21 protein-coding genes and 1 tRNA gene are annotated in these 22,218 nt (G+C 35.9%); 10 read left to right on the top strand and 12 right to left on the bottom strand.

Annotation, left to right across the window (positions count from 1 at the left end; genetic code table 11):
* Positions 1-59: 59 nt before the first annotated feature.
* Positions 60-227 carry a hypothetical protein gene (locus G7051_RS14155; RefSeq protein ID WP_166201229.1) on the bottom strand — a complete coding sequence of 56 codons (168 nt, stop codon included), beginning with the start codon at positions 225-227 and terminating at the stop codon, positions 60-62.
* A gap of 1,001 nt (positions 228-1,228) precedes the next feature.
* Between G7051_RS14155 and G7051_RS14150 the strand changes: the two genes are divergently transcribed.
* Entirely contained in the window at positions 1,229-1,984 is a 756-nt protein-coding gene (locus G7051_RS14150; protein WP_166201227.1) for an N-acetyltransferase, read from the top strand.
* A gap of 66 nt (positions 1,985-2,050) precedes the next feature.
* Here G7051_RS14150 and gdhA read toward each other — a convergent pair whose 3' ends face one another.
* Together gdhA and tsaB are read right to left on the bottom strand one after the other, a co-directional pair.
* Positions 2,051-3,388 (bottom strand): NADP-specific glutamate dehydrogenase, encoded by a 1,338-nt coding sequence (gene gdhA, locus G7051_RS14145; protein ID WP_166201225.1) that lies wholly within the window; start codon positions 3,386-3,388, stop codon positions 2,051-2,053.
* 215 nt (positions 3,389-3,603) lie between these two features.
* Positions 3,604-4,296 (bottom strand): tRNA (adenosine(37)-N6)-threonylcarbamoyltransferase complex dimerization subunit type 1 TsaB, encoded by a 693-nt coding sequence (gene tsaB / locus G7051_RS14140; protein WP_166201223.1) that lies wholly within the window; start codon positions 4,294-4,296, stop codon positions 3,604-3,606.
* Between the two features lie 397 nt (positions 4,297-4,693).
* Between tsaB and pyrB the strand changes: the two genes are divergently transcribed.
* The 4 genes from pyrB (at position 4,694) to G7051_RS14120 (ending at position 8,583) form a co-directional block, all read left to right on the top strand.
* Positions 4,694-5,611, top strand: coding sequence for an aspartate carbamoyltransferase (pyrB, locus tag G7051_RS14135; RefSeq protein WP_166116425.1), 918 nt, complete (start codon positions 4,694-4,696; stop codon positions 5,609-5,611).
* A 14-nt stretch (positions 5,612-5,625) separates the two neighbouring features.
* Positions 5,626-6,090 (top strand): aspartate carbamoyltransferase regulatory subunit, encoded by a 465-nt coding sequence (pyrI, locus tag G7051_RS14130; protein ID WP_185155025.1) that lies wholly within the window; start codon positions 5,626-5,628, stop codon positions 6,088-6,090.
* Positions 6,091-6,636: 546 nt separating this feature from the next.
* Positions 6,637-7,161, top strand: a complete 525-nt coding sequence (locus tag G7051_RS14125) for a hypothetical protein (protein ID WP_166116421.1) — start codon at positions 6,637-6,639, stop codon at positions 7,159-7,161.
* Between the two features lie 291 nt (positions 7,162-7,452).
* Positions 7,453-8,583 carry an adenosylcobinamide amidohydrolase gene (locus G7051_RS14120; RefSeq protein WP_166201219.1) on the top strand — a complete coding sequence of 377 codons (1,131 nt, stop codon included), beginning with the start codon at positions 7,453-7,455 and terminating at the stop codon, positions 8,581-8,583.
* A 24-nt stretch (positions 8,584-8,607) separates the two neighbouring features.
* Here G7051_RS14120 and G7051_RS14115 read toward each other — a convergent pair.
* A tRNA-Thr gene (locus G7051_RS14115) sits at positions 8,608-8,681 on the bottom strand.
* A gap of 294 nt (positions 8,682-8,975) precedes the next feature.
* Between G7051_RS14115 and pepT the strand changes: the two genes are divergently transcribed.
* The gene (gene pepT / locus G7051_RS14110; RefSeq protein ID WP_166201218.1) at positions 8,976-10,205 is read left to right on the top strand and encodes a peptidase T; all 1,230 of its coding nucleotides are present in this window, start codon (positions 8,976-8,978) and stop codon (positions 10,203-10,205) included.
* Between the two features lie 37 nt (positions 10,206-10,242).
* Complete coding sequence (locus tag G7051_RS14105; RefSeq protein WP_166116415.1) at positions 10,243-10,722, top strand: methylglyoxal synthase; 480 nt, start codon at positions 10,243-10,245, stop codon at positions 10,720-10,722.
* Positions 10,723-10,803: 81 nt separating this feature from the next.
* Here the strand turns inward: G7051_RS14105 and G7051_RS14100 are convergent, their stop codons facing one another.
* The 7 genes from G7051_RS14100 to G7051_RS14070 form a co-directional block, all read right to left on the bottom strand.
* Positions 10,804-11,208, bottom strand: coding sequence for a hypothetical protein (locus tag G7051_RS14100; protein WP_166201217.1), 405 nt, complete (start codon positions 11,206-11,208; stop codon positions 10,804-10,806).
* Positions 11,209-11,271: 63 nt separating this feature from the next.
* The gene (gene ubiE / locus G7051_RS14095; protein WP_166201216.1) at positions 11,272-12,009 is read right to left on the bottom strand and encodes a bifunctional demethylmenaquinone methyltransferase/2-methoxy-6-polyprenyl-1,4-benzoquinol methylase UbiE; all 738 of its coding nucleotides are present in this window, start codon (positions 12,007-12,009) and stop codon (positions 11,272-11,274) included.
* An 89-nt stretch (positions 12,010-12,098) separates the two neighbouring features.
* Positions 12,099-12,287, bottom strand: coding sequence for a hypothetical protein (locus G7051_RS14090; protein ID WP_166116409.1), 189 nt, complete (start codon positions 12,285-12,287; stop codon positions 12,099-12,101).
* Positions 12,284-12,850: a zeta toxin family protein gene (locus G7051_RS14085; RefSeq protein ID WP_166116407.1), complete on the bottom strand. Its 567-nt coding sequence runs from the start codon at positions 12,848-12,850 to the stop codon at positions 12,284-12,286. Before G7051_RS14085 ends, G7051_RS14090 begins: the two co-directional genes overlap by 4 nt.
* Before the next feature lie 280 nt (positions 12,851-13,130).
* The gene (locus tag G7051_RS14080) at positions 13,131-14,075 is read right to left on the bottom strand and encodes a phosphoribosylaminoimidazolesuccinocarboxamide synthase (RefSeq protein WP_166201215.1); all 945 of its coding nucleotides are present in this window, start codon (positions 14,073-14,075) and stop codon (positions 13,131-13,133) included.
* A gap of 378 nt (positions 14,076-14,453) precedes the next feature.
* Entirely contained in the window at positions 14,454-15,422 is a 969-nt protein-coding gene (locus tag G7051_RS14075) for a PhoH family protein (protein WP_166201214.1), read from the bottom strand.
* Positions 15,423-15,488: 66 nt separating this feature from the next.
* Positions 15,489-16,871 carry an MFS transporter gene (locus G7051_RS14070; protein ID WP_255493249.1) on the bottom strand — a complete coding sequence of 461 codons (1,383 nt, stop codon included), beginning with the start codon at positions 16,869-16,871 and terminating at the stop codon, positions 15,489-15,491.
* A gap of 243 nt (positions 16,872-17,114) precedes the next feature.
* On the opposite strand from G7051_RS14070, the gene G7051_RS14065 reads away from it, so the two are divergent.
* The 3 genes from G7051_RS14065 to G7051_RS14055 all read left to right on the top strand — a co-directional run bounded on the left by G7051_RS14065 (position 17,115) and on the right by G7051_RS14055 (position 21,081).
* Positions 17,115-17,969, top strand: coding sequence for a neutral zinc metallopeptidase (locus G7051_RS14065; protein WP_166201213.1), 855 nt, complete (start codon positions 17,115-17,117; stop codon positions 17,967-17,969).
* Between the two features lie 310 nt (positions 17,970-18,279).
* Positions 18,280-19,500, top strand: a complete 1,221-nt coding sequence (gene hflX, locus G7051_RS14060; RefSeq protein ID WP_166201212.1) for a GTPase HflX — start codon at positions 18,280-18,282, stop codon at positions 19,498-19,500.
* A gap of 897 nt (positions 19,501-20,397) precedes the next feature.
* The gene (locus G7051_RS14055; RefSeq protein ID WP_166201211.1) at positions 20,398-21,081 is read left to right on the top strand and encodes a S24 family peptidase; all 684 of its coding nucleotides are present in this window, start codon (positions 20,398-20,400) and stop codon (positions 21,079-21,081) included.
* A gap of 107 nt (positions 21,082-21,188) precedes the next feature.
* Here G7051_RS14055 and G7051_RS14050 read toward each other — a convergent pair whose 3' ends face one another.
* The gene (locus G7051_RS14050; protein WP_166116392.1) at positions 21,189-22,184 is read right to left on the bottom strand and encodes a class II fructose-bisphosphate aldolase; all 996 of its coding nucleotides are present in this window, start codon (positions 22,182-22,184) and stop codon (positions 21,189-21,191) included.
* Positions 22,185-22,218 lie beyond the last annotated feature (34 nt).

Here is a 22,218-nt window from a genome sequence, read left to right as displayed (position 1 = left end):
CAAAAAACGCTTTGCTGAGAATTCAGCAAAGCGTTTTTTCTTTATTAGGAAATCAATCATCAATCTTTCTGATGAGATGAACGCCCCAAATAATAAAAAGCGATTAAAGAAGTAATCTGTAACGCAGCAATAAAAAGCATTCCTCGACGACGTCTGTTTTCTCTCTTTAGTTTTCTTAATTCCTCTAAGGTTTGTTTTTCAACAAAATTATCTTTCTTTTCAGACATATGTTATATTTTTTGAGTTGTAATCAACAGTTTATATACATAAGAACAATTGTAAACCATCGATAGTTCATGTTACCACTAAATGACAAAAAGATTTTTCTTTGTAGATACCTCTTCACTTAAAACGATATCTAGTTCAATGGCATTAAAACAAATTCATTAAACAGTAGCCACCCAGACATATAAATAACTAATAAACAATAGATAAGATCATTTAATATAGTTATATATACAACCATAATACCATATAGCAAAACATAAAGCACTCTTATATAGAACAATATAATTACATGTCATATTAAGCAAATAAAAAATAAAATAATGAATATAAATAAGTAAAATAAGAAATAACACATAATACACCGATGAAATCGATTATTAAAGCCTATATTCTACTGTAAAACAAAGAAATACAAAAGAACACAAGAAAACCATTTAACATATTACAAAACAGATCAATAAACACATATTAAACATACACAAGTATCCAAATATTAAAAAACAAAATATCCCTTTTCATCGATACAAGAAATAGACCAGATAATCAATAATTAAAAATAAAGATATAAAACTATATGCTCAGAAATATAAACAATTTTAGTACTAAACTAATAAATAACAAAGCATTGACAAAAAATTATATCTATAACAGAAGTATTTAGGGCTATAAATAATCCAATATGACTGATTTCAACGGGGTATTTTAACAACCAAGACGACTAATTTACTAATATTTTTTAGCAAAACTAAATACTTAACATAAATATCTCATTATAAACATTAATACATGTTTATATATAAGTATATTAATTATATATATAACGGTGAAATGGGACAAATTAATACTATATAAAATACAGGCAGCATAAAAAAACATAAACAACTGACAAATAACAAATTAGAACATTCCATCTTAGATTTTCCTAATAAATAATTACAACGAAGATTTATGCTTATAAGAGTTTACCTATATTTGTCATATTATCACAATAATAGAAGGTATGGATATAATTACGCTAACCAATCAGAATATAGAAGAAGAACATCTTTGTTGTGCTATTGACAGCAAAGCTACCAACATAGGTGTAACAGCCAAGAAATCATGGCTTAAAGACAGAATAAATGAAGGTTTAAAATTAAAAAAATTAAACGCTAGAGGCAAAGTCTTTATTGAATATATTCCCGTTGAAATGGGCTGGATGCCTATCGAAGCAAAAGACTATATGCTAATAAATTGTCATTGGGTATCGGGCAGCTACAAAGGAAAAGGTTATGGTGCGGAATTATTGAAAGAATGCGAAAACGAAGCAAAAAGTCTTAAAATGAAAGGAGTTTTGCTTGTAAGTGCAAACAAAAAAAAGCCATTTTTATCAGACAAATCATTCTATTTAAAATCTGGCTATGAAGTTGTTGACTCAGCCCCACCCTACTTCGAACTATTGACTAAACGCTTTGACAATAAAGCAGAATTACCTAAGTTTACCCAATCTGCGAAAAAAGGATTTCCTGAGGAGATAAAAGGTGTGGATATATTTTATACAGCACAATGTCCATTCACCACGCCATACATAGAACTTCTAAAACCAACTATTCTAACTTCGAATATTCCGATACGGATTCATCAAATAAAATCAAGAGAAGAAGCTCAATCTCATTTTTGTCCTGTGACAACCTACAGTGTTTTTGTTGATGGAAAGTTTTATACACAAGAAATACTTACAGCGAAAAAATTAGAGCAACTGATATCGATATTATAAAATCAAAAAAAGTCTCTGTAAAAAGATACAGAGACTTTTCTTACTATATATAATTAAAGCCAGTAGTCAAATTATGCCCTGAGCAATGGTAGCCCTTGCAACCTTCATAAATCCGGCGATATTCGCACCTTTTACATAATTTACATAACCATCGGCTTCCGTTCCATGCTTTACACACTGGTCATGTATACTGTACATTATTTGATGAAGCTTCTGATCGACCTCGTCTGCTGTCCATTGGTAATGCATAGCGTTTTGAGTCATCTCTAAACCCGATGTTGCAACACCTCCCGCATTTACGGCTTTACCGGGTGCAAAAAGGATTTTATTCTCTATAAATAATTTAATCGCCTCTTCGGTACATCCCATATTCGATATTTCGGCTACACATTGTACTCCATTTGCCAGAAGTTGTTTTGCATCGTCTTCTCCCAACTCATTTTGAATAGCACATGTAAGGGCAATATCTACTTTTTGCTCCCAAGGACGTTTTCCTTCATAAAATTTAGCTTCGGGAAAAGCTTTTGCATAAGGGGCAACAATATCCTCTCCTGTATAACGTAATTCGAGCATATAGTCTATCTTTTCAGGAGAAAGACCTTCGGGATCATGAATATATCCATCAGGACCCGATATAGTGACTACTTTAGCCCCCAACTCCGTAGCCTTGAGAGCAGCTCCCCATGCAACATTGCCAAAGCCCGATATAGCAACCGTTTTACCTTCAATAGTAGTTCCTTTAGTGGCAAGCATTTCTTTTACAAAATAAAGACCACCAAAGCCCGTAGCCTCAGGACGTATAAGCGAACCGCCATATTCGAGCCCTTTACCCGTAAAAGACCCCGTATTTTCACGTGCTAATTTCTTATACATTCCATACAAGTAACCGATTTCGCGGGCACCAACACCTATATCTCCGGCCGGCACATCGGTATTAGGACCAATATTACGCCACAATTCGAGCATAAAAGACTGACAGAAACGCATCACCTCACCGTCTGATTTTCCTTTACAGTTAAAATCAGAACCACCTTTGGCTCCACCCATCGGCAGTGTAGTCAAAGCATTTTTAAAGGTTTGCTCAAAACCCAGAAATTTCATTATAGAAAGATTTACGGACGGGTGAAACCGCAAACCTCCTTTATAGGGACCTATTGCATTATTGAACTGAACCCTATAACCGGTATTCACATGGATATTTCCTTTATCATCCACCCATGGAACCTTAAACATCAATACACGATCGGGTTCAACAAGTCGCTCTATAATCTGAGCCTTCTCGAACTGAGGGTGTTGTTCATAAACATCTTTTATAGAGATCAATACTTCTCTTACAGCCTGTAGATACTCTGCTTCACCCGGATGCTTTGCTTCCAGCGATGACAAAATGTTGTTAATATCCATATTACACCAATTTTTTAAGTCATTTTTCTATTCCAAATATACAAATAAAGAGAATAAAGTATCATTATAACAATACAAAAAAACATTGGTTTGAAAGAAAAAATACATTTTGTTTAACCTGTTCCTTCGTGAAAACAAATTACGTCTATCCACAAAAGAAAAAGAAGGGTATTTAATTTAAAATACCCTTCTTCTTATACTAAAAAGCTACAACCTTAAAAAATATTCTTTTTAGGTGTAGTAGCTACAAAATCTTTCAAATAGAAAGGTTCGAAATAAGCAGTATCAACAAATTGTTTATCGGCATATGCTGCATCCGACAGGCGAACCATATATTTTGCCGATGGATAAACTCCTTCTAAAAAGCAGGCATTATCATTTACAATCGCCTCCTTGCATTTATCGGCACCATTCCCGAAGAATAGCACTTTCGACTTAGATAAATATTCCTTATAAGAAGCTTCATCTACAATATCGGCTGCAATATCCCTTACCACATTAAGCTCTTTATCATATAAAGCAGCATATACCTCCATCCGGCGGGCATCTATCATTGGACACAAAAGTGTATTGACTGCAACTTCTTGCGTTTCGATTACCTTTTGAGCCATCACCAAAGGAGTTTTTATCGCAATAAGAGGTATACCCAAGCCATAACAAATGCCTTTCGCCTCCGAAACACCAATCCTCAGACCGGTATATGAGCCGGGGCCACAACTAACAGCAACAGCATCTAACACATATCCCTTTAACCTGACCTCTGCTACAGCTTCTGCTACAAATACACCTAACAAACTTGCGTGCGAAGGTCCATCAGTACTCTCGCGTTCAAATATTATTTCTCCATTCTTTGAAACTGCAACCGAACATACGGGCGTAGCAGTTTCTATATTTAAAATACACGACATATATCTATTTGTTTTTGAAGATGCAAAGTTAAGATTTTCCGAGTACATTAAGAGTGAAATAAAATCAAAAAAAGAAATCAGGATGGGAATGAAAACTTTTTCACCGAATATAAAACATCATACAGTAAAAATTAATATATTTGTTATCAGAAAAAAAATGTAATGAGAAGTGACCATCCACACCTATATGTAATGCATTTACAAGAATCATTCTTTAGATTGAGTTGCTCCCTTATTATTTTATAATACACCCTCGGAAATTTTATTTTTCGAGGTTTTTTTTGGAATAAACAACAATAAGTATTGTAACACAACATTCAGAAAGCAATTAGTTACACAAAATACTTACTGAAATAACAAACAGGTCTGAGACCTAATTTTATAAATTCGGCTGCATATGGAAAATAAAAGTTTAGTTTCGATTACCGATTATACGAAAGAAGATATAATCAGGATACTTCAATTAGCTGAAAAGTTTGACGAAAACCCCAATCGTCGTCTTTTGGAAGGAAAAGTATGCGCAACACTTTTTTTTGAACCATCGACACGTACCCGATTGAGTTTCGAAACTGCAGTGCATCGATTAGGCGGACGCATCATCGGATTTTCGGATGCCTCTACTACCAGTTCAACTAAAGGAGAAACGCTGAAAGATACCATTGCAATGGTTAATAACTATGCAGACCTCATCATTATGCGCCATCACCTCGAAGGAGCCGCCCGATATGCATCGGAACTATCGACCGTTCCGATCATCAACGCCGGAGATGGAGCCAACCAGCACCCTACACAAACCATGCTGGATATGTATTCGATATACAAAACGCAAGGTACTCTCGAAAACCAGACCATAACTATTGTAGGAGATCTTAAATATGGAAGAACGGTACATTCTCTCATAATAGGAATGTCACATTTCAATCCTACATTCCGCTTTGTAGCTCCCGAAGAATTGAAACTGCCCGATTCTTACAAACGCTTTTGCGATGAACATCATATTAAATACGAAGAATCTTCTGATTTTTCGGAAGATATACTTAACGAATCCGATATTCTATACATGACCCGCGTACAACGGGAACGTTTTACAGACTTGATGGAGTACGAAAAAGTAAAGAACGTATATATACTCCGCAAAGATATGCTCGAAAATACCCGTGACAACCTCAGAATATTACATCCGCTGCCTCGTGTAAACGAAATACAACAGGATGTAGACGATAGCCCTAAAGCATATTATTTTGAGCAAGCCCGCAACGGAGTCTTTGCACGTCAGGCTATCATTTGCGACAGTCTAGGTATTAATGTTCAATAAATTAAAAAAGAGAAATCATGAGCGAAAAAAGAAAAGAACTTCAGGTAGCAGCACTTTGCAACGGAACTGCTATAGACCATATACCCTCCAATCAAGTATTCAAAGTACTATCCCTTCTTAATCTGGGTGATCTTAAAAATCCGGTTACAATAGGGAATAATCTTGAAAGCAAAAAGATGGGTACCAAGGGCATCATTAAAATTTCAGATAAATTCTTTGAAGAAGAAGAAATTAACCGCATTGCCCTGATTGCTCCCAGCGTGGTATTAAATATCATTAAGGATTATCAGGTAGTCGAAAAAAAGAGAATAAGTTTACCACAAACTATTTTAGGAATAGTAAAATGCAACAATCCGAAATGCATAACCAACAATGAGCCGATGCTGACACGTTTTGAAGTTTTAGACAATAATAAAGTAGTGCTAAACTGTCATTATTGTGATATAAAAATACAGAAAGAGGATGTTATTTTGAAGTAAGATATCCTAAATAAGATCTCTGCCTATGCATTATCCATCCGAGTATAATCTCATTGGTATTGGTGATACTAAAATGCGTCATTAAATACTTTTTCTTAATTAAGACAGAAAAACAAGCATATTATTCGTAAATAAAGAATCTTGATGGCATTAATTGAGATTTTCAAGACTTTTTCTTTTAACTACAAAAAGAAATTGCATACCTTTGTGTTAACGAACTCAGCGACATACTAGACATACTATATTACACAGACCTATTAAGTAGATAATCACAGGTTAAATTCGTAGCCTCGCAAAGATTAGTAGACTGTATATAAAAAATGATATTCTGCAGTATATATTAATATAGGAATCAATTTATATTGAATCATATAATATATATTTGCTGAAAGTTCTTGTATAAAAGTCCTTGGGTATAATTTTATATAGATTAAGATGCCTGCTTCAAAAAAATTATTTAATATATTACCGACCTTTATTCAACGAATATACCATTCAAGAAAGAATAAATTGCAAATCGCAAGATGGGTTAAAAAAGGAAAACCTATGCCCACACCTCATGCCATAAAGCAAGAGCTGGTAGCACGATATGGTAAGAAACATAATATTTCGACATTCGTCGAATCGGGTACCTACTTGGGAGATATGATATGGGCTCAACAAGATAATTTCGAAAAGATTTACACCATTGAATTAAGTAAATTTCTACAGGAAGCAGCCAAACATCGTTTTCGGAAAAGTTCGCACATCGAATTTATTCATGGCGATAGTGGTAAATTAATGCCTACTTTAATAAAAGATTTACCCGAAAAATCACTATTTTGGCTTGATGGGCATTATTCAGGAGGAATTACCGCCAGAGGCGACAAAGATTGCCCTATAACAGAAGAAGTAAAAGCGATCCTCTCTTCTGATATTGAGCATGTATTGCTGATTGATGATGCCCGCTACTTTATAGGCGAAAGAGATTATCCAACCATCAATGGATTATCTGCATACATACTCAGTGTATATCCCAAAAGCATAATCACAATAGAAAGTGATTGCATAATAGTCGAACTTCAAAAGTAAAACGAAATCATATGTATAAGCTTTGCGTAGTTCTGTTTATCGTATCTACCATTTGTATTTTCATAAATATGATTCTTATATTTAGGGATATACATAATGGATACCATTACGCAAGAGCATGTACATTTATCCTGCTGTCTGCATCATCGTATTATCTGATGAAATATTACAAATCGAAGAAAAAGTAAGCTTTCTACCAGTCATTGTCAAGACTTTATAACATTAACCAAACACAAGCCTCCCTAATTTTGTATATTTGCCTATTTAAAATTTATCCGAATCAGGCAAAATATGCAAGAACTGTTCACAACATTTTCTAATGATCAAGTATACTTCGATCAGGAAAGCATCATTATACACTTCAACGGACATCGCAATGTCGTAAGCACCTGCAATCACAACGGAGGATATAGGGAAGACCTCGAATACATATACAACAACAGCTGTGGAAAGAGAATAGAAGCAGGGGATATAGTCATGATGAAAGGCGATAATATGCAGGAACATTACCAAGCTCTCACAACAGAATTAGGCTTACCTCTTAATACAACAACAGGAATGTGTACCGCTGCCCTTATGGAAAACATGTCAGTAGTGAGCAAATCGAAAGAATCGATAACCGTAACCGCAATGGTAACTGCCGGAATAGACATTAACGGAGGACGGGCAGGAGATCCCGCTCAATTCAATGAATTCACCAATGAGTCTCTTCACATTCGCCCCGGGACAATTAATATATTCCTCCTTATTGATGCCAAGCTCGATGCAGGAACCCTTACCCGATCACTGATAACAGCTACCGAGGCCAAGAGTGCAGCACTTGAGGAATTAATGGCAAACAGCTTGTATTCCGAAGGATTAGCAACCGGCTCAGGAACAGATAATATAATAGCAGTAGGCAATCTTGAATCTTCGATACAACTATACAATGCCGGCAAACATTGTATTCTAGGTGAACTTATAGGATGGACAGTAAAAAAAGCCGTACAGGAAGCTCTCGAGAAACAATCAGGCATGAATACTTCACGGCAAGCATCCATTCTCTGGCAAAACAAACGGTATGGAATTACAGAAAAAATAATTTACCAATGCTATCAACAACTAGCAGACTGTCCAAAAACATCTTTAGAGGCTCTCTCGCCACAAATCAAAGAAACAACATCCCATAACGGGCTAACCGGACAAATAGCCGCTATAACTCATCTAATTGATCAAAACAGATGGGGATTAGTTACCGATAATACTTTAAAGGAAGTAGCTTTGAAATACTTGAATATAGCAAGAGAGGAATATGATCTGCCCAAAATCAAAGAGATCAATAAAAAGGATAGTTTATATCCATTTTATAAGGAGATCATTCGTCTGATAAACGAAACTTTGGCAGATATACTTTATAAGAATGAGAAAAAGAAAAGGAACTAACATATTGCTAGTTCCTTTTTTTTGAGCCTCTTGTCGGATTCGAACCAACGACCCCGAGATTACAAATCACGTGCTCTGGCCAACTGAGCTAAAGAGGCAGGTGGGTAAACTTACTATATCGCGCCGCTCAACCGACTACCCTTGCTGCGATCAAACCCTGGGGGATTAATCAGGAGCTGACCGTATAGGGCTTACCCGGGCACAAAGGTAGATATTTTTTTTACATTCCAAAATGCTAAGCACACTTTTTCCTTTGATTTCATTTTAGTATCTTTGTTGATAAGAAGCAGCCGATGGAATAATTATTTTAAAAGCAATTAGTTATAATTCTAAAAAATCTTTTCCGAGGCCAATATTTTTTTTGAATTTAATTTAAAACTTAGACAAAAACGATGAATGTAGTCGACAGATTTATCAAATATGTGAAATTTGATACCGAATCAAATACAACTACCGGCACTACTCCAAGCACTCCGGGGCAAAGAGTATTAGCTGAAGAACTAAAAAAAGAACTTACCGAAATAGGACTACAAGACATATCGCTGGATGGGAACGGATATTTGATGGCTACTTTACCTGCAAATACAGATAAAAAAGTGCCAACAATAGGATTTGTTGCTCATATGGATACAAGCCCCGATTTGACAGGAAAGAATGTGAACCCACGCATTGTAAAATCATACGACGGAAATGATATCTTACTTAATAAAGATCTTAATATAATACTCTCTCCAAATGATTTTCCCGAATTATTAAAATTCAAAGATCAGGATATTATTGTAACAGACGGTACTACTTTATTAGGTGCCGATGACAAAGCCGGTATAGCCGAAATTATCACAGCGATGAAATATCTGAAAGATCATCCTGAAATAGAACATGGGAAAATACGTATATGCTTCACTCCTGACGAAGAGATAGGTGAAGGTGCCGATCATTTTGATGTAGAGAAATTTGGAGCCGAATGGGCTTACACCATGGATGGCGGAGAGTTGGGCGAACTGGAATATGAAAACTTTAATGCTGCCGGTGTAAAAATCGCGATTCAAGGACGTAGTGTACATCCCGGATCAGCTAAAGACAAGATGATTAATGCACTTGTTGTAGCAAACAAACTGATATCACTGATACCTGCAAACGAAAGACCCGAACACACTTCTCATTACGAAGGCTTTTTCCATCTTATGGGAATGTCGGGATCGGTTGATGCTGCTTCCGTATCATTCATCATTCGCGATCATGACAGAGCATTATTCGAAAGCAGAAAACAAATAATGAGAGATGCTGTTGAATACTTGCAGAAACTATATCCAAACAGTACAATCACGCTTGATATAAAAGATCAGTACTACAATATGCGTGAAAAAGTAGAGCCTGTAATAAAAATTGTAGACTATGCTTTCAACGCCATGCAGGAATTAGGTATAACACCTCTGGTAAAACCAATCAGAGGAGGAACAGATGGTGCTAGACTTTCATTTATGGGACTACCCTGCCCTAATATTTTTGCAGGCGGATTAAATTTCCATGGACGTTACGAATATGTTCCTATCCCGTCTTTAGAAAAAGCAGTGAAGGTAATTGTAAAAATTGCCGAACTGGTAACAAAAGATCACAACTAAAAAAAGACAAAAGCTCTATTGCTTTAAAACAAAAAATATGAGAAAACGATTAACTATAGCTCTAGTTGCACACGACCATCGCAAAGCCGATATGGTTGACTGGTGCTACTACAATTCAGATTTCCTATCGAGACATCACTTGGTATGTACAGGTACAACAGGGCACCTCATACGACAAGCCTTTAGCGAAAAAGGTATCGATGCAGAAATAACCTGTATGAATTCGGGACCTCTGGGCGGTGATGCCGAAATAGCGGCAATGGTGGTTCGTCAGGAAATCAACATGGCTGTTTTCCTTATCGATGACCTGAATCCACAACCTCACGAGGCGGATATTATGATGTTGCTGCGTCAATGTCGTGTACATAATGTACCCATTGCCTGTAACCGATACAGTGCCGACCTAATGATTACAAGTACTCTTTGGGATAATGATGACTATACTCCTACTAAACCTCGTTATGAGCGTTTCGATCGTGAAAAATTCGATGAAATATACGGTAAACTAAAAGGCTAAAGGTCACACAGACCTTATTTAGCACAAAAAAGAGAGACAGTTATTTGCCTCTCTTTTTTTATGTAGATCTTCACCTATCGTTTATCTATAATCCTGTGGAGTGATCTTAAAACGATATATAGTATTACCTTTCAAGTCTCTATAAATATACTCGTTAGTAAGTCCATTATCGCGAACATCAGCCATACCCGGATCGTTTTTTGTCAATTCTTTAGCAGTAGCTACAATCTCATCTTCGAATTGCAGAGTATCAAAAGCTGCAGTATCAGTATATGTATAATAATATTGCATATCATTATTTTTCAGAAGTACACAACTATCAATACGAAGTGTTGTACTGATTGTTTGAGGACATTGCTTATTCAGAGCATCAACCTCTGCTTTTAATTGTTGCTGAAGTTTGTCACTACCGGATGTACATTGCCCAAAAGTCAATGCCATCAAAGATAATCCAGTACCAACCTTTAATAGTGTTGTAAGTTTCATATTAAAATTATATTATGTTATATAGGGTAAAAGCTAAGAAGTTAAACAGATTCAAACATCAATTTACTTCTCACCTAAATACATAGAACAAATTCCGAAGGTATAAGTTTTACACTTCGAGTTACAGAATCCATTTTTATTAAGCACTCCTACCATTTCTTTGCCCTGTACAAAAACCTCAATAGATTTAGGCAGATAGGAATAAGCGGCTTTATCTTTTGAAATAAACCGACCTACTGTTGGGATAAATAATCGGGAATAAAGCCAGTATGCTTGTTTCATCGGAAAGTGTTCGGGGCTTGACAATTCGAGTATCATCAATTTCCCTCCCGGCTTAAGTACACGGTGTATTTCTTTCAATCCTTTATCCAGATCTTCGAAGTTACGTATGCCAAAAGCGACTATTGCTGCATCATAAGAATTATCAGCAATATTCAAAGCCATACAGTCTTGCCTTTCGAAAACAATTTTATCTGATAAGCCTAATTTAGCCACCTTTTGGCGACCAACTTCCATCATTCCTTCCGAAATGTCAACACCTGTAATCTTATCCGATCCTAACAATTGGTATGCCTGTATCGCGAGATCACCTGTGCCGGTGGCTATATCTAAAATAGATTGAGGATTAAGATCTTTTAGAGTCAAAAGACCTTTTTTGCGCCATCCACGGTCAATGCCCATAGATAACGTGTGATTCAGTGTGTCGTAGTTTTCTGCAATAGAATCGAACATACGCTCGACCTGAGCTCCTTTATTCTCGGAACTCTCATAAGGAACTACTTTTTCTGCCTGATATGTCATTGTAAAATTCAGGTCTAAGACCCTTTTATTTCTTTGATAAGAAGTAGAATATATTTGCTGTAGAGATACAGCAACAGGAGACAAGTTACTTAAATAACACCTGCTGATACAGCTTCGATGTTATTGCTCAATTTGCGAGCTTTAACTTTTACGATTTTTCCGTTTTTCGAGAAGATAAGATTACCATCTTCTATTTGTTTTTTTTCAATTAATCGAGTATATGAAAGACTAAGACCAACCAATAATTTGCTTCTCAAAGCCAATTCGTTACGATTCATATATTTTTAATTTTGTTTAAAATCTCTTCATTATGTTTCTCTATCATTTCTGACCTTTTCCCTTCAGCCACTAAACAAAACGGATTTTCCGAATTATTTACAACCAGCCAATAATCGGCAATAGGTGTATATAGAGTAAACAAATTTTGCGCTCCTGCTGCATATCTCCGACGAATTACGTCCTGAGGCACATTATGCCCACCGGCTTTAACTCGGTCTTCGACTCTTTTAATCGCTAATTCAGGAGAACTGAGCCAAAAATACAACAATGTTACGAAATAACCTACCTTTTGTGCTTTTTTAATAAATGATACATACGATTTGGTTGCGAGAGTCGTTTCTATCGCAAAATCTTGTTGAAGCCTCAACATTTCCTCCATCCTACGTATCATTATACGTCCGGCTTCGATTGCAGCCTTCTCCGGCTGAAAGGGCGAAAGCCCCTTGGCAATTTCATCGGCATTAATAAATTCTTTACACTCGAGCATCTCGGGTAACATAGTATATGAAGCCGTGGTTTTACCGGCACCGTTACAACCCGATATAATATAGAGATTTGGCATAAGTCAAAGTTTTCTTATCTGATTTCAGGCACTTATTAAATACCTCCCAAGCAAAATAATGCCTGTTTATAAATAAAGGTAATAAATTATGTAGAAAAAACAAATTAAAAAATCGCCTGTCGAAATATTTACCCAAACTGACTTGGCTTTTCTTTGACAGGCGATCTGTATTTAGTAGAATTTATGACAATTAAAGTCACAAACCTTTTTATTGCTTTGGCAAGTAGAACAAATATAGATTGTTATAACTATAAATATACCAATAAATTTTATTCTTTACTTACTTCTTCAAATAAGCGGTTACGTTTTTATCAATACGTGCAGCAACATCTGCTACATCTGCCTTAACAAAGGGCTCGCCTACAATTTTCTCATAAAGTTCAATGTATCTTTCTGAAACCGAATTGCAATACTCTTCTGTCATTTCCGGGATTTGCTGTCCGTCTTTTCCCTGAAAACCGTTATCCATTAACCACTTGCGAACAAACTCTTTGGATAACTGACGTTGTTCTTCTCCTTTTGCATACAAATCCTGATAGGTATCTGCATAGAAATAGCGAGAAGAGTCGGGTGTATGTATTTCATCAATCAGATAAATTTTGCCATCCTTTTTCCCGAACTCATATTTGGTATCAACCAAAATCAATCCCTTTTGAGCTGCCATTTCTGTACCTCTTTGAAAAAGAGCTAAAGTATATTTTTCTAATTGCTCATATTCTTCTCTCGAAACCAATCCTTGAGCGATTATTTCTTCTCTCGAAATATTTTCGTCATGCCCTTCATCCGCCTTCGTTGTAGGAGTAATAAGAGGCGTTGGGAATTTTTGATTTTCTTTCATTCCGTCAGGCAAGGATAAACCACACAGTGCACGAACACCTGATTTATATTCGCGCCAAGCACTTCCTGTTAAGTAACCACGAATTACCATCTCTACTTTATAAGGCTCACAACGCAAGCCTACCGTCACCATCGGATCAGGTGTTGCCTGTTTCCAGTTAGGAACAATATCAGCAGTAGCATCTAAAAACTTAGCTGCTATCTGATTCAATACTTGTCCTTTGTATGGTATCCCTTGAGGCAATACAACATCAAAAGCCGAAATACGGTCTGTTGCAATCATCACCAACGTATCGTTGCCAATTGAGTAAACATCACGTACTTTACCATGATAAACATTAGTTTGATCTGAAAAATGATAATCTGTAGTAACTAAAGTATTTTTCATTATTTGGATATATTTTATTTTTATAAATTGGGTTCTGCAAATTTACCAACAAAATCTTACTTTTTCATCTTTTCTAGAAAGAGACTCCTGAAATTTCTACCTCTTTCAACAAATTAATTACAGCTTTGTTCTCACACTTAACAATTTCTTATAAATTCAAGTATATGAAGTAAGAAGCAACATTTAACCGTCACACTCTAATCTCATAATAACCTAATAGTATTCGACTTACCACAACAAAGAAACAACCAAATGAACTTATTTAAGATTAATTCAGAAAGGATATAGAAAAGGGACTGAGTAATCAAAAACCGTCAGTCCCTTCTATTATTGAATTTTATTCTTAAACTTAAATGCTCTCATTGATATTATAATCCCCTATTCTTTAGATTCCGAAAATTCTTTGCGTCGTCTCTCATCCTCTTTTTCGTAAGCATCCACTATACGCTGTACAAGTTTATGACGAACAATATCTTCTTTCTGAAACTCGATCTTTTCCATACCTTTCACGTCATCCAATACTCTTAAAGCATGCTTTAAGCCTGACAATTGAGAAGGAGGCAAATCAATCTGGGTAATATCTCCTGTTATTATCATCTTGGCATTCATACCTAAACGGGTCAGAAACATCTTAATCTGATGTGTTGTGGTATTTTGAGCCTCATCCAGAATAATAACGGCGTCACTCAAAGTACGTCCACGCATAAAAGCAAGAGGCGCTATCTGAATAACTTTATTTTCGATATAGTCCTTCAATTTTGCAGGGGTAATCATATCCTCCAAAGCATCATAAAGAGGCTGTAAATAGGGATCAATCTTATCCTTCATATCACCGGGGAGAAAACCGAGCTTTTCACCGGCTTCCACAGCGGGACGACTCAGTATAATACGCTTGACTTCCTTGTTCTTCAAGGCTTTTACGGCTAAAGCAATAGCCACATAAGTTTTACCCGATCCTGCAGGTCCAAGAGCAAATACAAGATCATTTTTCTGAAAGGCATTTACTAGTTTTTGCTGATTATCGTTACGTGCCGAAATGGGTTTACCATTCATTCCGAAGATAATCAGGTTATCCTGCTTCACTGCCTGAGGTGACTTTCCTTTGACGATATCTATAATGTTATCTTCGGTAAGCATATTGTGATCTACACAAAACAATTCGAGTTCCCTCATCTTTTCTTCAAAGAAAGGGATCTCCTCGGCATTACCGATTACCTTTATTATATTGCCACGAGCTATTATCCGCAGTTTAGGAAAGAGTGTTTTTAGTAATTGCAGATTACTATTATTGATTCCAAAGAAAACAGCAGCATCTGCATTATCCAGTACAATTATTTGTTCAATCATGTATTTTCATATTCAGTTTGACAAAAATACAATTCTTTCTTTTCATATCGCAATTTATCAATACTATTATTTGGGCTTCGCTACAGATGAAGCATATACTCCAAACAAACACAAGACTGAGCAGATAATAAAAGTAATCCGCATACTATACATCAGTTCGGTATGCACAGCAGCAGAAAATTTAATATCGCCGATTAACAACGAGATGGACATCATAGCAATACCCATACTCAGCGATTGCCCTACTAACCGCATGGTTCCGGCCGTAGCTGAAGCAAAGCCGTAATGCTGTTTATCAACCGAACTCATTAAAATATTCATATTGGGAGAAGAAAATACCCCAAAACCAAATCCTATTAAAACAAGAAGTGCTATAATAATATAAAAATTAGTTGACTCTCCGATGAAACATAACCCTATCAATCCAATAAATATAATTGACATCCCCAATGTAGAAAGAAATGAAGCCGACATTTTATCCGACAACTTACCGGAGGCAAATGATACTACAGCCATCATGATGGATTGCACGATGAGTATTAAACCGGCATCACGAGGAGATAATCCTCTTACATACTGGAGGTACAAACTCAACATAAAAGAAATGGCAAAAGTTGCAGAATAATTTATCAGTGCCGATAATGATGAATATTTAAACACCTTATTTTCAAAGAAAACCTTAATATCGAACACCGGATTTGTTTGCTTTTTCTCATAAACAGAAAACGCTACCATAATAAGAACACCTGCAGCCAGCAATATAAATCCGAGAATAGCAGGCAAAATGGTAAATCCGTAAATAATAGCCGACAAGCCTAAAGCATATAATACGGAACCTATTACATCAAAGGTTTGCTTTCGCTCTTCCTTCCAGTTTTCTTTAATGGCAAATAAAGCCCCTATCAATACAAAGAATGCGATTAATGCAGATATATAAAAGATACTTTGCCATCCCCAATATTGCGTTAATATTCCTCCTAGGAAAGGACCTGCCGCCAGAGAAAAATAAACTGTAGCTGCATTTATTCCCAAAGCCTGTCCTCTTTTTTGTAGAGGAATAGCCGACATAAGAATTGCAGCACTGGTTCCAAAAATCATAGCACTACCTATTCCCGATAAAAAACGATATATAATCAGGCTTACTACTGAGGATGCAACTCCACTTAAAACAGTAAAAAGAATAAATAAGATAAGCCCCCATATAAACACCCTTCTCCTCCCGATCATATCTGCTAATTTGGCACATGGTATCTGGAAAATAGCTGTAGAAAGCATATAACTCGTCGGAATCCACCCCGACAGTGAAGCATTAATCGAAAAATCCTCATTAATATAAGGTAATGCCAGATTTAAAGCCGATCCCATAAAAGGTACCAGCGAAGAAGATAAACAAATAACAAATAATATAGCATTTACGCTACTTGTTTTTTGAGGCATATTTTCCATCATTATCTCATCATTCTATTTTATTGTTTGGTAAATGTAAGTATTCTTTCTATATCTTTTATGAAATTTATATCCGATTAAGTATTTATAAAACAGAGAAGCTTAGGCTTCAATCATTATAAATGTTTAAAGTCGTAATACCAATTCAATCTGTAATATAGGCAATAAAGGTTGTAAACTTTAGTATTATTGATTTGTTATATTTATGAAAAAATAAAGACATCAAATAGTAAAAACTAAATAATTATGAGACTAGGAGGGAGAAGAGAAAGCGACAATGTGGATGATCGCCGCGGAAAACGATCGGTAGGCAAAGTATCTCTGGGCATTGGCGGAACAATTGTTGTCGGACTCATCATCTGGCTAATGGGAGGCAACCCTATGGATGTTATTACAAAGCAAATTGCAGAAGGTACAACTACAGAACAAAACTATACTCCCACCACAGAAGATGAACAGATTGCTAAATTTGCTAAAACAATTTTGGCAGGAACCGAAGATATATGGGCGGAAGTCTTTGCTCAAAACGGTATGAAATACATCCCACCCCGTATGGTCTTATTTTCGGGAGCAACACAATCTGGTTGTGGCAATGCCTCATCATCCACAGGTCCGTTTTACTGTCCGGCAGATCAAACATTATACATAGACCTTTCGTTTTTTGAGGAAATGCGAACACAGCTCCAAGCTGGTGGAGACTTTGCTTATGCCTATGTAATCGCCCACGAAGTAGGACACCATGTACAATACCTACTCGGCACATTGGACAAAGTACACCAAATTCAACAACAAGTGAGCGAAAAAGAAAGCAATCAACTCAGTGTAAGGCTCGAACTTCAGGCAGATTACTATGCCGGAGTATGGATATATCACGATAATCAGAAATTTAAATCGCTCGAAGACGGAGATATCGAAGAGGGGTTAAATGCAGCTTCGCAGATTGGAGACGACCGCTTGCAAATGCAGTCACAAGGATATACAGTTCCCGATGCTTTCAATCATGGCACATCGGCTCAACGTAGCCGTTGGCTAAAGAAAGGAATCCAGACGGGTGATCTTAGAGGTGGTGACACCTTTTCGGTAGCCTACTCCGATTTATAAAGTACTGCACAATCGATAATAAACATACGGAGAGCGGTAAATAGGCACTTCTATAGCTCATCATCAAACACCATTTTCAAATTTAAACATATATATATAGTTTAAGGTGTATTTTCTTTTTACTACCTTTGCAGACTGTATTCACTAATAATAATTGACATGAAGTTTAATTTTAAGATTTGGTAGAACTATTCTTTTCCAAAAGATTACAAAGGATAAGATGCGAATCTTGTCGCTACACAGCTCGTGATATAAAAGTATCACCGATTACAAAAAACAGTCAATTAACCACATAATTTAAGTAAGATAGATGATCGATTCAATGATATTAAGTGTAAAGAATCAGAAAGCCATTCTGGTAGGTCTTATCACTCAACAACAAACCGAAGAACAAGTAAACGAGTACTTGGACGAATTGGCTTTTTTAGCTGAGACCGCAGGAGCCGAGCCGGTAAAGAAATTTACACAAAAACTAGAACATGCCAATGCGGTGACTTTTGTAGGAACAGGAAAGCTACAGGAGATCAAGCAATATATGGAAGAAAACGAAATCGGATTAGTAATTTTCGATGATGAACTTTCGGCCAAACAAATACGCAATATCGAACAAGAATTACAAGTTAAGATTCTGGATCGAACCAGCCTTATACTTGATATATTTGCGATGCGTGCTCAAACAGCATATGCCAAAACTCAGGTAGAATTGGCACAATACCAGTATCTCCTACCCCGCCTTACCCGTATGTGGTCTCACTTAGACAGGCAAAGAGGTGGTGGAGCCATGATGCGTGGTGTAGGTGAAACTCAGCTCGAAAGCGACCGTCGTATAGTCCAGGATAAGATTGCCGATTTGAAAGAGCAATTAAAATCCATTGACAAGCAAATGATGGTTCAGAGAAAGAACAGAGGTAAAATGGTGCGTGTAGCTCTTGTCGGATACACCAACGTTGGAAAATCGACCATGATGACTATGCTTAGCAAGTCTGAGGTTTTCGCTGAAAACAAATTGTTTGCAACCTTGGATACTACCGTTCGCAAAGTTATCATAGACAACCTTCCGTTCTTATTATCTGATACGGTAGGATTTATCCGCAAATTGCCAACCCATCTGGTGGAATCATTCAAATCGACATTGGATGAAGTACGCGAAGCCGATCTGTTAGTACATGTTGTAGATATTTCTCACCCCAACTTCGAAGAGCAAATAGAAATTGTAGAAAAAACTCTTTTAGAAATAGATGGAGAAGAAAAAGCTACAATTTTGGTATTCAACAAAATTGATGCATTTACATACATTAAAAAAGACGAAGATGATTTGACACCTTCAACCCGAGCAAATGTATCACTGGAAGAGTTACGCAGAACATGGATGGCAAAATTAAATAACAATTGCATATTTATATCGGCAACCAACAAAACCAATATTGAAGAGTTGAAACAAATGCTATATGACCGAATTAAAGAAATTCATGTAGAACGCTATCCGTATAATGATTTCTTATTTCAAAAGTATGATGAAGAAGAAATATAATTTCAGAATTAAATAAACCAAAACAGGGCAGTTACTTTATAAATAACTGCCCTGTTTTATATTTTACAAAATATTTTTTTCGGATCTCTTAAACGCTGTTACAACTTTTCAGAACCACTACTTTTATACACACTAAAAATAAATAAATCTGCATTGAACAACAATATAATGATATCTGTTTATAAAGAAGGATTTAAAGAAAAATATATACGACCTAAATCTAACAAGAAAACAGTGAAGTGTAATCACTACACCTCACTGCTATACAGTTATGATTTGGTAAATAATGTTAGGATTTAACAGAACAACGACTATAGATTTACTTACCAACACAACCCTCTATTTACTACTAGATCTTATATCAATCACTGATATTTGTAACTCTCCTTTCCAGTAGTTTATATTTTTTACTACTATTTTTTATACTGTATCAATCGGAGAAGAAATTTATCCACAATATCCTTCTATTGTCAAACTATATATAACAAATACTCTATTAAGATAAAAAAGTAAAAAAAATATCTACTAAAACTCCAAAAAGACTATTTCTCATGTATAATTATTCTCTCTTTGGCAAAAATACACTTTTTATAGTAACATAACAAGATTCATAGTGAAATATCTGAAACAAATTACAAATCCAAACAAAAAAAGATCATTCACCTCTATACAACAGCATTCTAGATTAAAAAAAAGCCAATAATATTAGTAAAAACAAAAGCCAGAAAAACAAAAGAGAATGAAAAACTGGAAATAATTTAAAAACACAGAAGAAAAACAAAACGACAAAACAACAATATTAGTTAACATTTATAGACATACACTCTTTATAGTTAAATTATTTTTCGCTATTTTTGCACAGATGTTTATAACAGAACAAACAAACGCAACTTCCATATGCATTTAACAACTAAAGACCGTATTCTACATTTTATTGATTTTAAGGGAATAACCAAAACCACTTTTCTTAACGAAACTAATATCAAAAGAGGATTTTTAGACAAAGACAAGCTAAGTGCTAGTGTTTCAGATCTATTGTTAGAAAAAATAATAAGTACTTATCCCGAAATTGATCTACTTTGGTTAATAACAGGAAGAGGGAATATGTTAAAGCAAGGACTCGTTTATGAATCCGACTCAAAATCAAGTTCAGAATATGAATCTTGTCCTATACCCGTTTACACATTGGATGCTATTACGAATTCAAGCCATCCGGTGTATAATAGGTCTAAAGACTCCGAATCTGTATTATTAATTCCTCATATGCCTAACTGCGATGCTGCCTTATATATTCATACAGATACCATGTATCCCATATTAAGAACGGGTGATATTGTTTGTTATAAAAGAATAGCGGATGTAAATAATATATATTGGGGAGAGATGTATGTTATGGATATATCCCGCGAAGAAGATGAAAATTATTTAACTCTAAAGTATATACATCAATCGGAGCTCGGAGAAGACTATGTAAGCCTTCGTAGCCATAACCCGATATATCCGCCACAAGATATATTGAAAAAAAATATAAGACGCATGGGGCTCGTCAAAGTTTGCATACGCTACAACTGTCTGGTGTAATAGAAACAGGCTACTGTAAGCACTCAAATCAAGAGAGTAAAGAGAATAGAAAAGGGTTTCAAAATAAATTTGAAACCCTTTTCTGTTTATTGTACTTATTTATACAATTATGCTTTACCTGCACTACCTAACACAGCTTCGATTTTGTGTTTGTACAATTTTTTCATATTGTCACGAGCTGGTCCAAGATATTTACGTGGATCAAATTCTTCTGGTTTAGTAGCAAATACTTCACGAACTGCAGCAGTCATAGCTAGACGGCTATCAGAGTCGATATTGATTTTACATACAGCAGAAGCAGCAGCTTTGCGTAGTTGTTCTTCTGGAATACCGATAGTATCTTTCAATGCACCACCGTATTTGTTAATTATAGCAACTTGATCTTGTGGAACTGAAGATGCACCGTGTAATACGATAGGGAAACCTGGAAGTTCTTTTTCACAAGCTTCTAGTACGTCGAAACGCAATGGAGGTGGGATTAGCACGCCATTAGCATCTTTAGTACATTGCGCTGGAGTAAATTTATTAGCTCCGTGAGAAGTACCGATTGAAATAGCTAAAGAATCACAACCTGTTCTGGTAGCAAAATCAACAACTTCTTCAGGTTTAGTATATGTGTGGTGTTCAGCAACAACATCATCTTCAACTCCTGCTAAAATACCTAGTTCGCCTTCAACAGTTACATCAAATTGGTGAGCGTATTCTACTACTTTTTTAGTAAGAGCAACGTTTTCTTCGTATGGAAGGTGTGAACCATCGATCATTACTGAAGAGAAACCTGAATCGATACAGTCTTTACAAGTTTCGAAAGTATCACCATGGTCAAGGTGAAGTACGATTTGAGGTTTTTCCCAACCTAAGCTTTTAGCGTACTCAACAGCTCCTTGAAGCATATAACGCAATAAAATTGGGTTAGCGTACTGACGTGCTCCCTTAGAAGCCTGTACGATTACTGGCGATTTTGTTTCAGATGCAGCTTGAACGATAGCCTGCAACTGCTCCATATTATTAACATTGAACGCAGGGATTGCATATCCGCCTTTTACTGCTTTTGCGAACATGTCTCTTGTGTTAACAAGACCTAATTCTTTGTAACTTACCATTGTTTTAATTTTATTATAATAATTATTGATTGAA

The organism is Dysgonomonas sp. HDW5B (assembly GCF_011299335.1).
Taxonomy (GTDB): domain Bacteria; phylum Bacteroidota; class Bacteroidia; order Bacteroidales; family Dysgonomonadaceae; genus Dysgonomonas_A.
This window is presented reverse-complemented; position numbering and strand designations above follow the sequence as displayed.

Excerpts from the sequence above, each read along its gene's own strand:
- G7051_RS14150 (WP_166201227.1), top strand. The coding sequence starts at position 1,229 with ATGGATATAATTACGCTAACCAATCAGAATATAGAAGAAGAACATCTT.
- G7051_RS14090 (WP_166116409.1), bottom strand. The coding sequence starts at position 12,287 with ATGAATCGTAACGAATTGGCTTTGAGAAGCAAATTATTGGTTGGTCTT.
- hflX (WP_166201212.1), top strand. The coding sequence starts at position 18,280 with ATGATCGATTCAATGATATTAAGTGTAAAGAATCAGAAAGCCATTCTG.
- G7051_RS14120 (WP_166201219.1), top strand. The coding sequence starts at position 7,453 with ATGCAAGAACTGTTCACAACATTTTCTAATGATCAAGTATACTTCGAT.
- G7051_RS14070 (WP_255493249.1), bottom strand. The coding sequence starts at position 16,871 with ATGATGGAAAATATGCCTCAAAAAACAAGTAGCGTAAATGCTATATTA.
- pepT (WP_166201218.1), top strand. The coding sequence starts at position 8,976 with ATGAATGTAGTCGACAGATTTATCAAATATGTGAAATTTGATACCGAA.
- pyrB (WP_166116425.1), top strand. The coding sequence starts at position 4,694 with ATGGAAAATAAAAGTTTAGTTTCGATTACCGATTATACGAAAGAAGAT.
- G7051_RS14105 (WP_166116415.1), top strand. The coding sequence starts at position 10,243 with ATGAGAAAACGATTAACTATAGCTCTAGTTGCACACGACCATCGCAAA.
- G7051_RS14155 (WP_166201229.1), bottom strand. The coding sequence starts at position 227 with ATGTCTGAAAAGAAAGATAATTTTGTTGAAAAACAAACCTTAGAGGAA.
- G7051_RS14055 (WP_166201211.1), top strand. The coding sequence starts at position 20,398 with ATGCATTTAACAACTAAAGACCGTATTCTACATTTTATTGATTTTAAG.
- G7051_RS14050 (WP_166116392.1), bottom strand. The coding sequence starts at position 22,184 with ATGGTAAGTTACAAAGAATTAGGTCTTGTTAACACAAGAGACATGTTC.
- gdhA (WP_166201225.1), bottom strand. The coding sequence starts at position 3,388 with ATGGATATTAACAACATTTTGTCATCGCTGGAAGCAAAGCATCCGGGT.
- ubiE (WP_166201216.1), bottom strand. The coding sequence starts at position 12,009 with ATGACATATCAGGCAGAAAAAGTAGTTCCTTATGAGAGTTCCGAGAAT.
- tsaB (WP_166201223.1), bottom strand. The coding sequence starts at position 4,296 with ATGTCGTGTATTTTAAATATAGAAACTGCTACGCCCGTATGTTCGGTT.
- G7051_RS14085 (WP_166116407.1), bottom strand. The coding sequence starts at position 12,850 with ATGCCAAATCTCTATATTATATCGGGTTGTAACGGTGCCGGTAAAACC.
- G7051_RS14075 (WP_166201214.1), bottom strand. The coding sequence starts at position 15,422 with ATGATTGAACAAATAATTGTACTGGATAATGCAGATGCTGCTGTTTTC.
- G7051_RS14065 (WP_166201213.1), top strand. The coding sequence starts at position 17,115 with ATGAGACTAGGAGGGAGAAGAGAAAGCGACAATGTGGATGATCGCCGC.
- G7051_RS14100 (WP_166201217.1), bottom strand. The coding sequence starts at position 11,208 with ATGAAACTTACAACACTATTAAAGGTTGGTACTGGATTATCTTTGATG.
- G7051_RS14080 (WP_166201215.1), bottom strand. The coding sequence starts at position 14,075 with ATGAAAAATACTTTAGTTACTACAGATTATCATTTTTCAGATCAAACT.
- G7051_RS14125 (WP_166116421.1), top strand. The coding sequence starts at position 6,637 with ATGCCCACACCTCATGCCATAAAGCAAGAGCTGGTAGCACGATATGGT.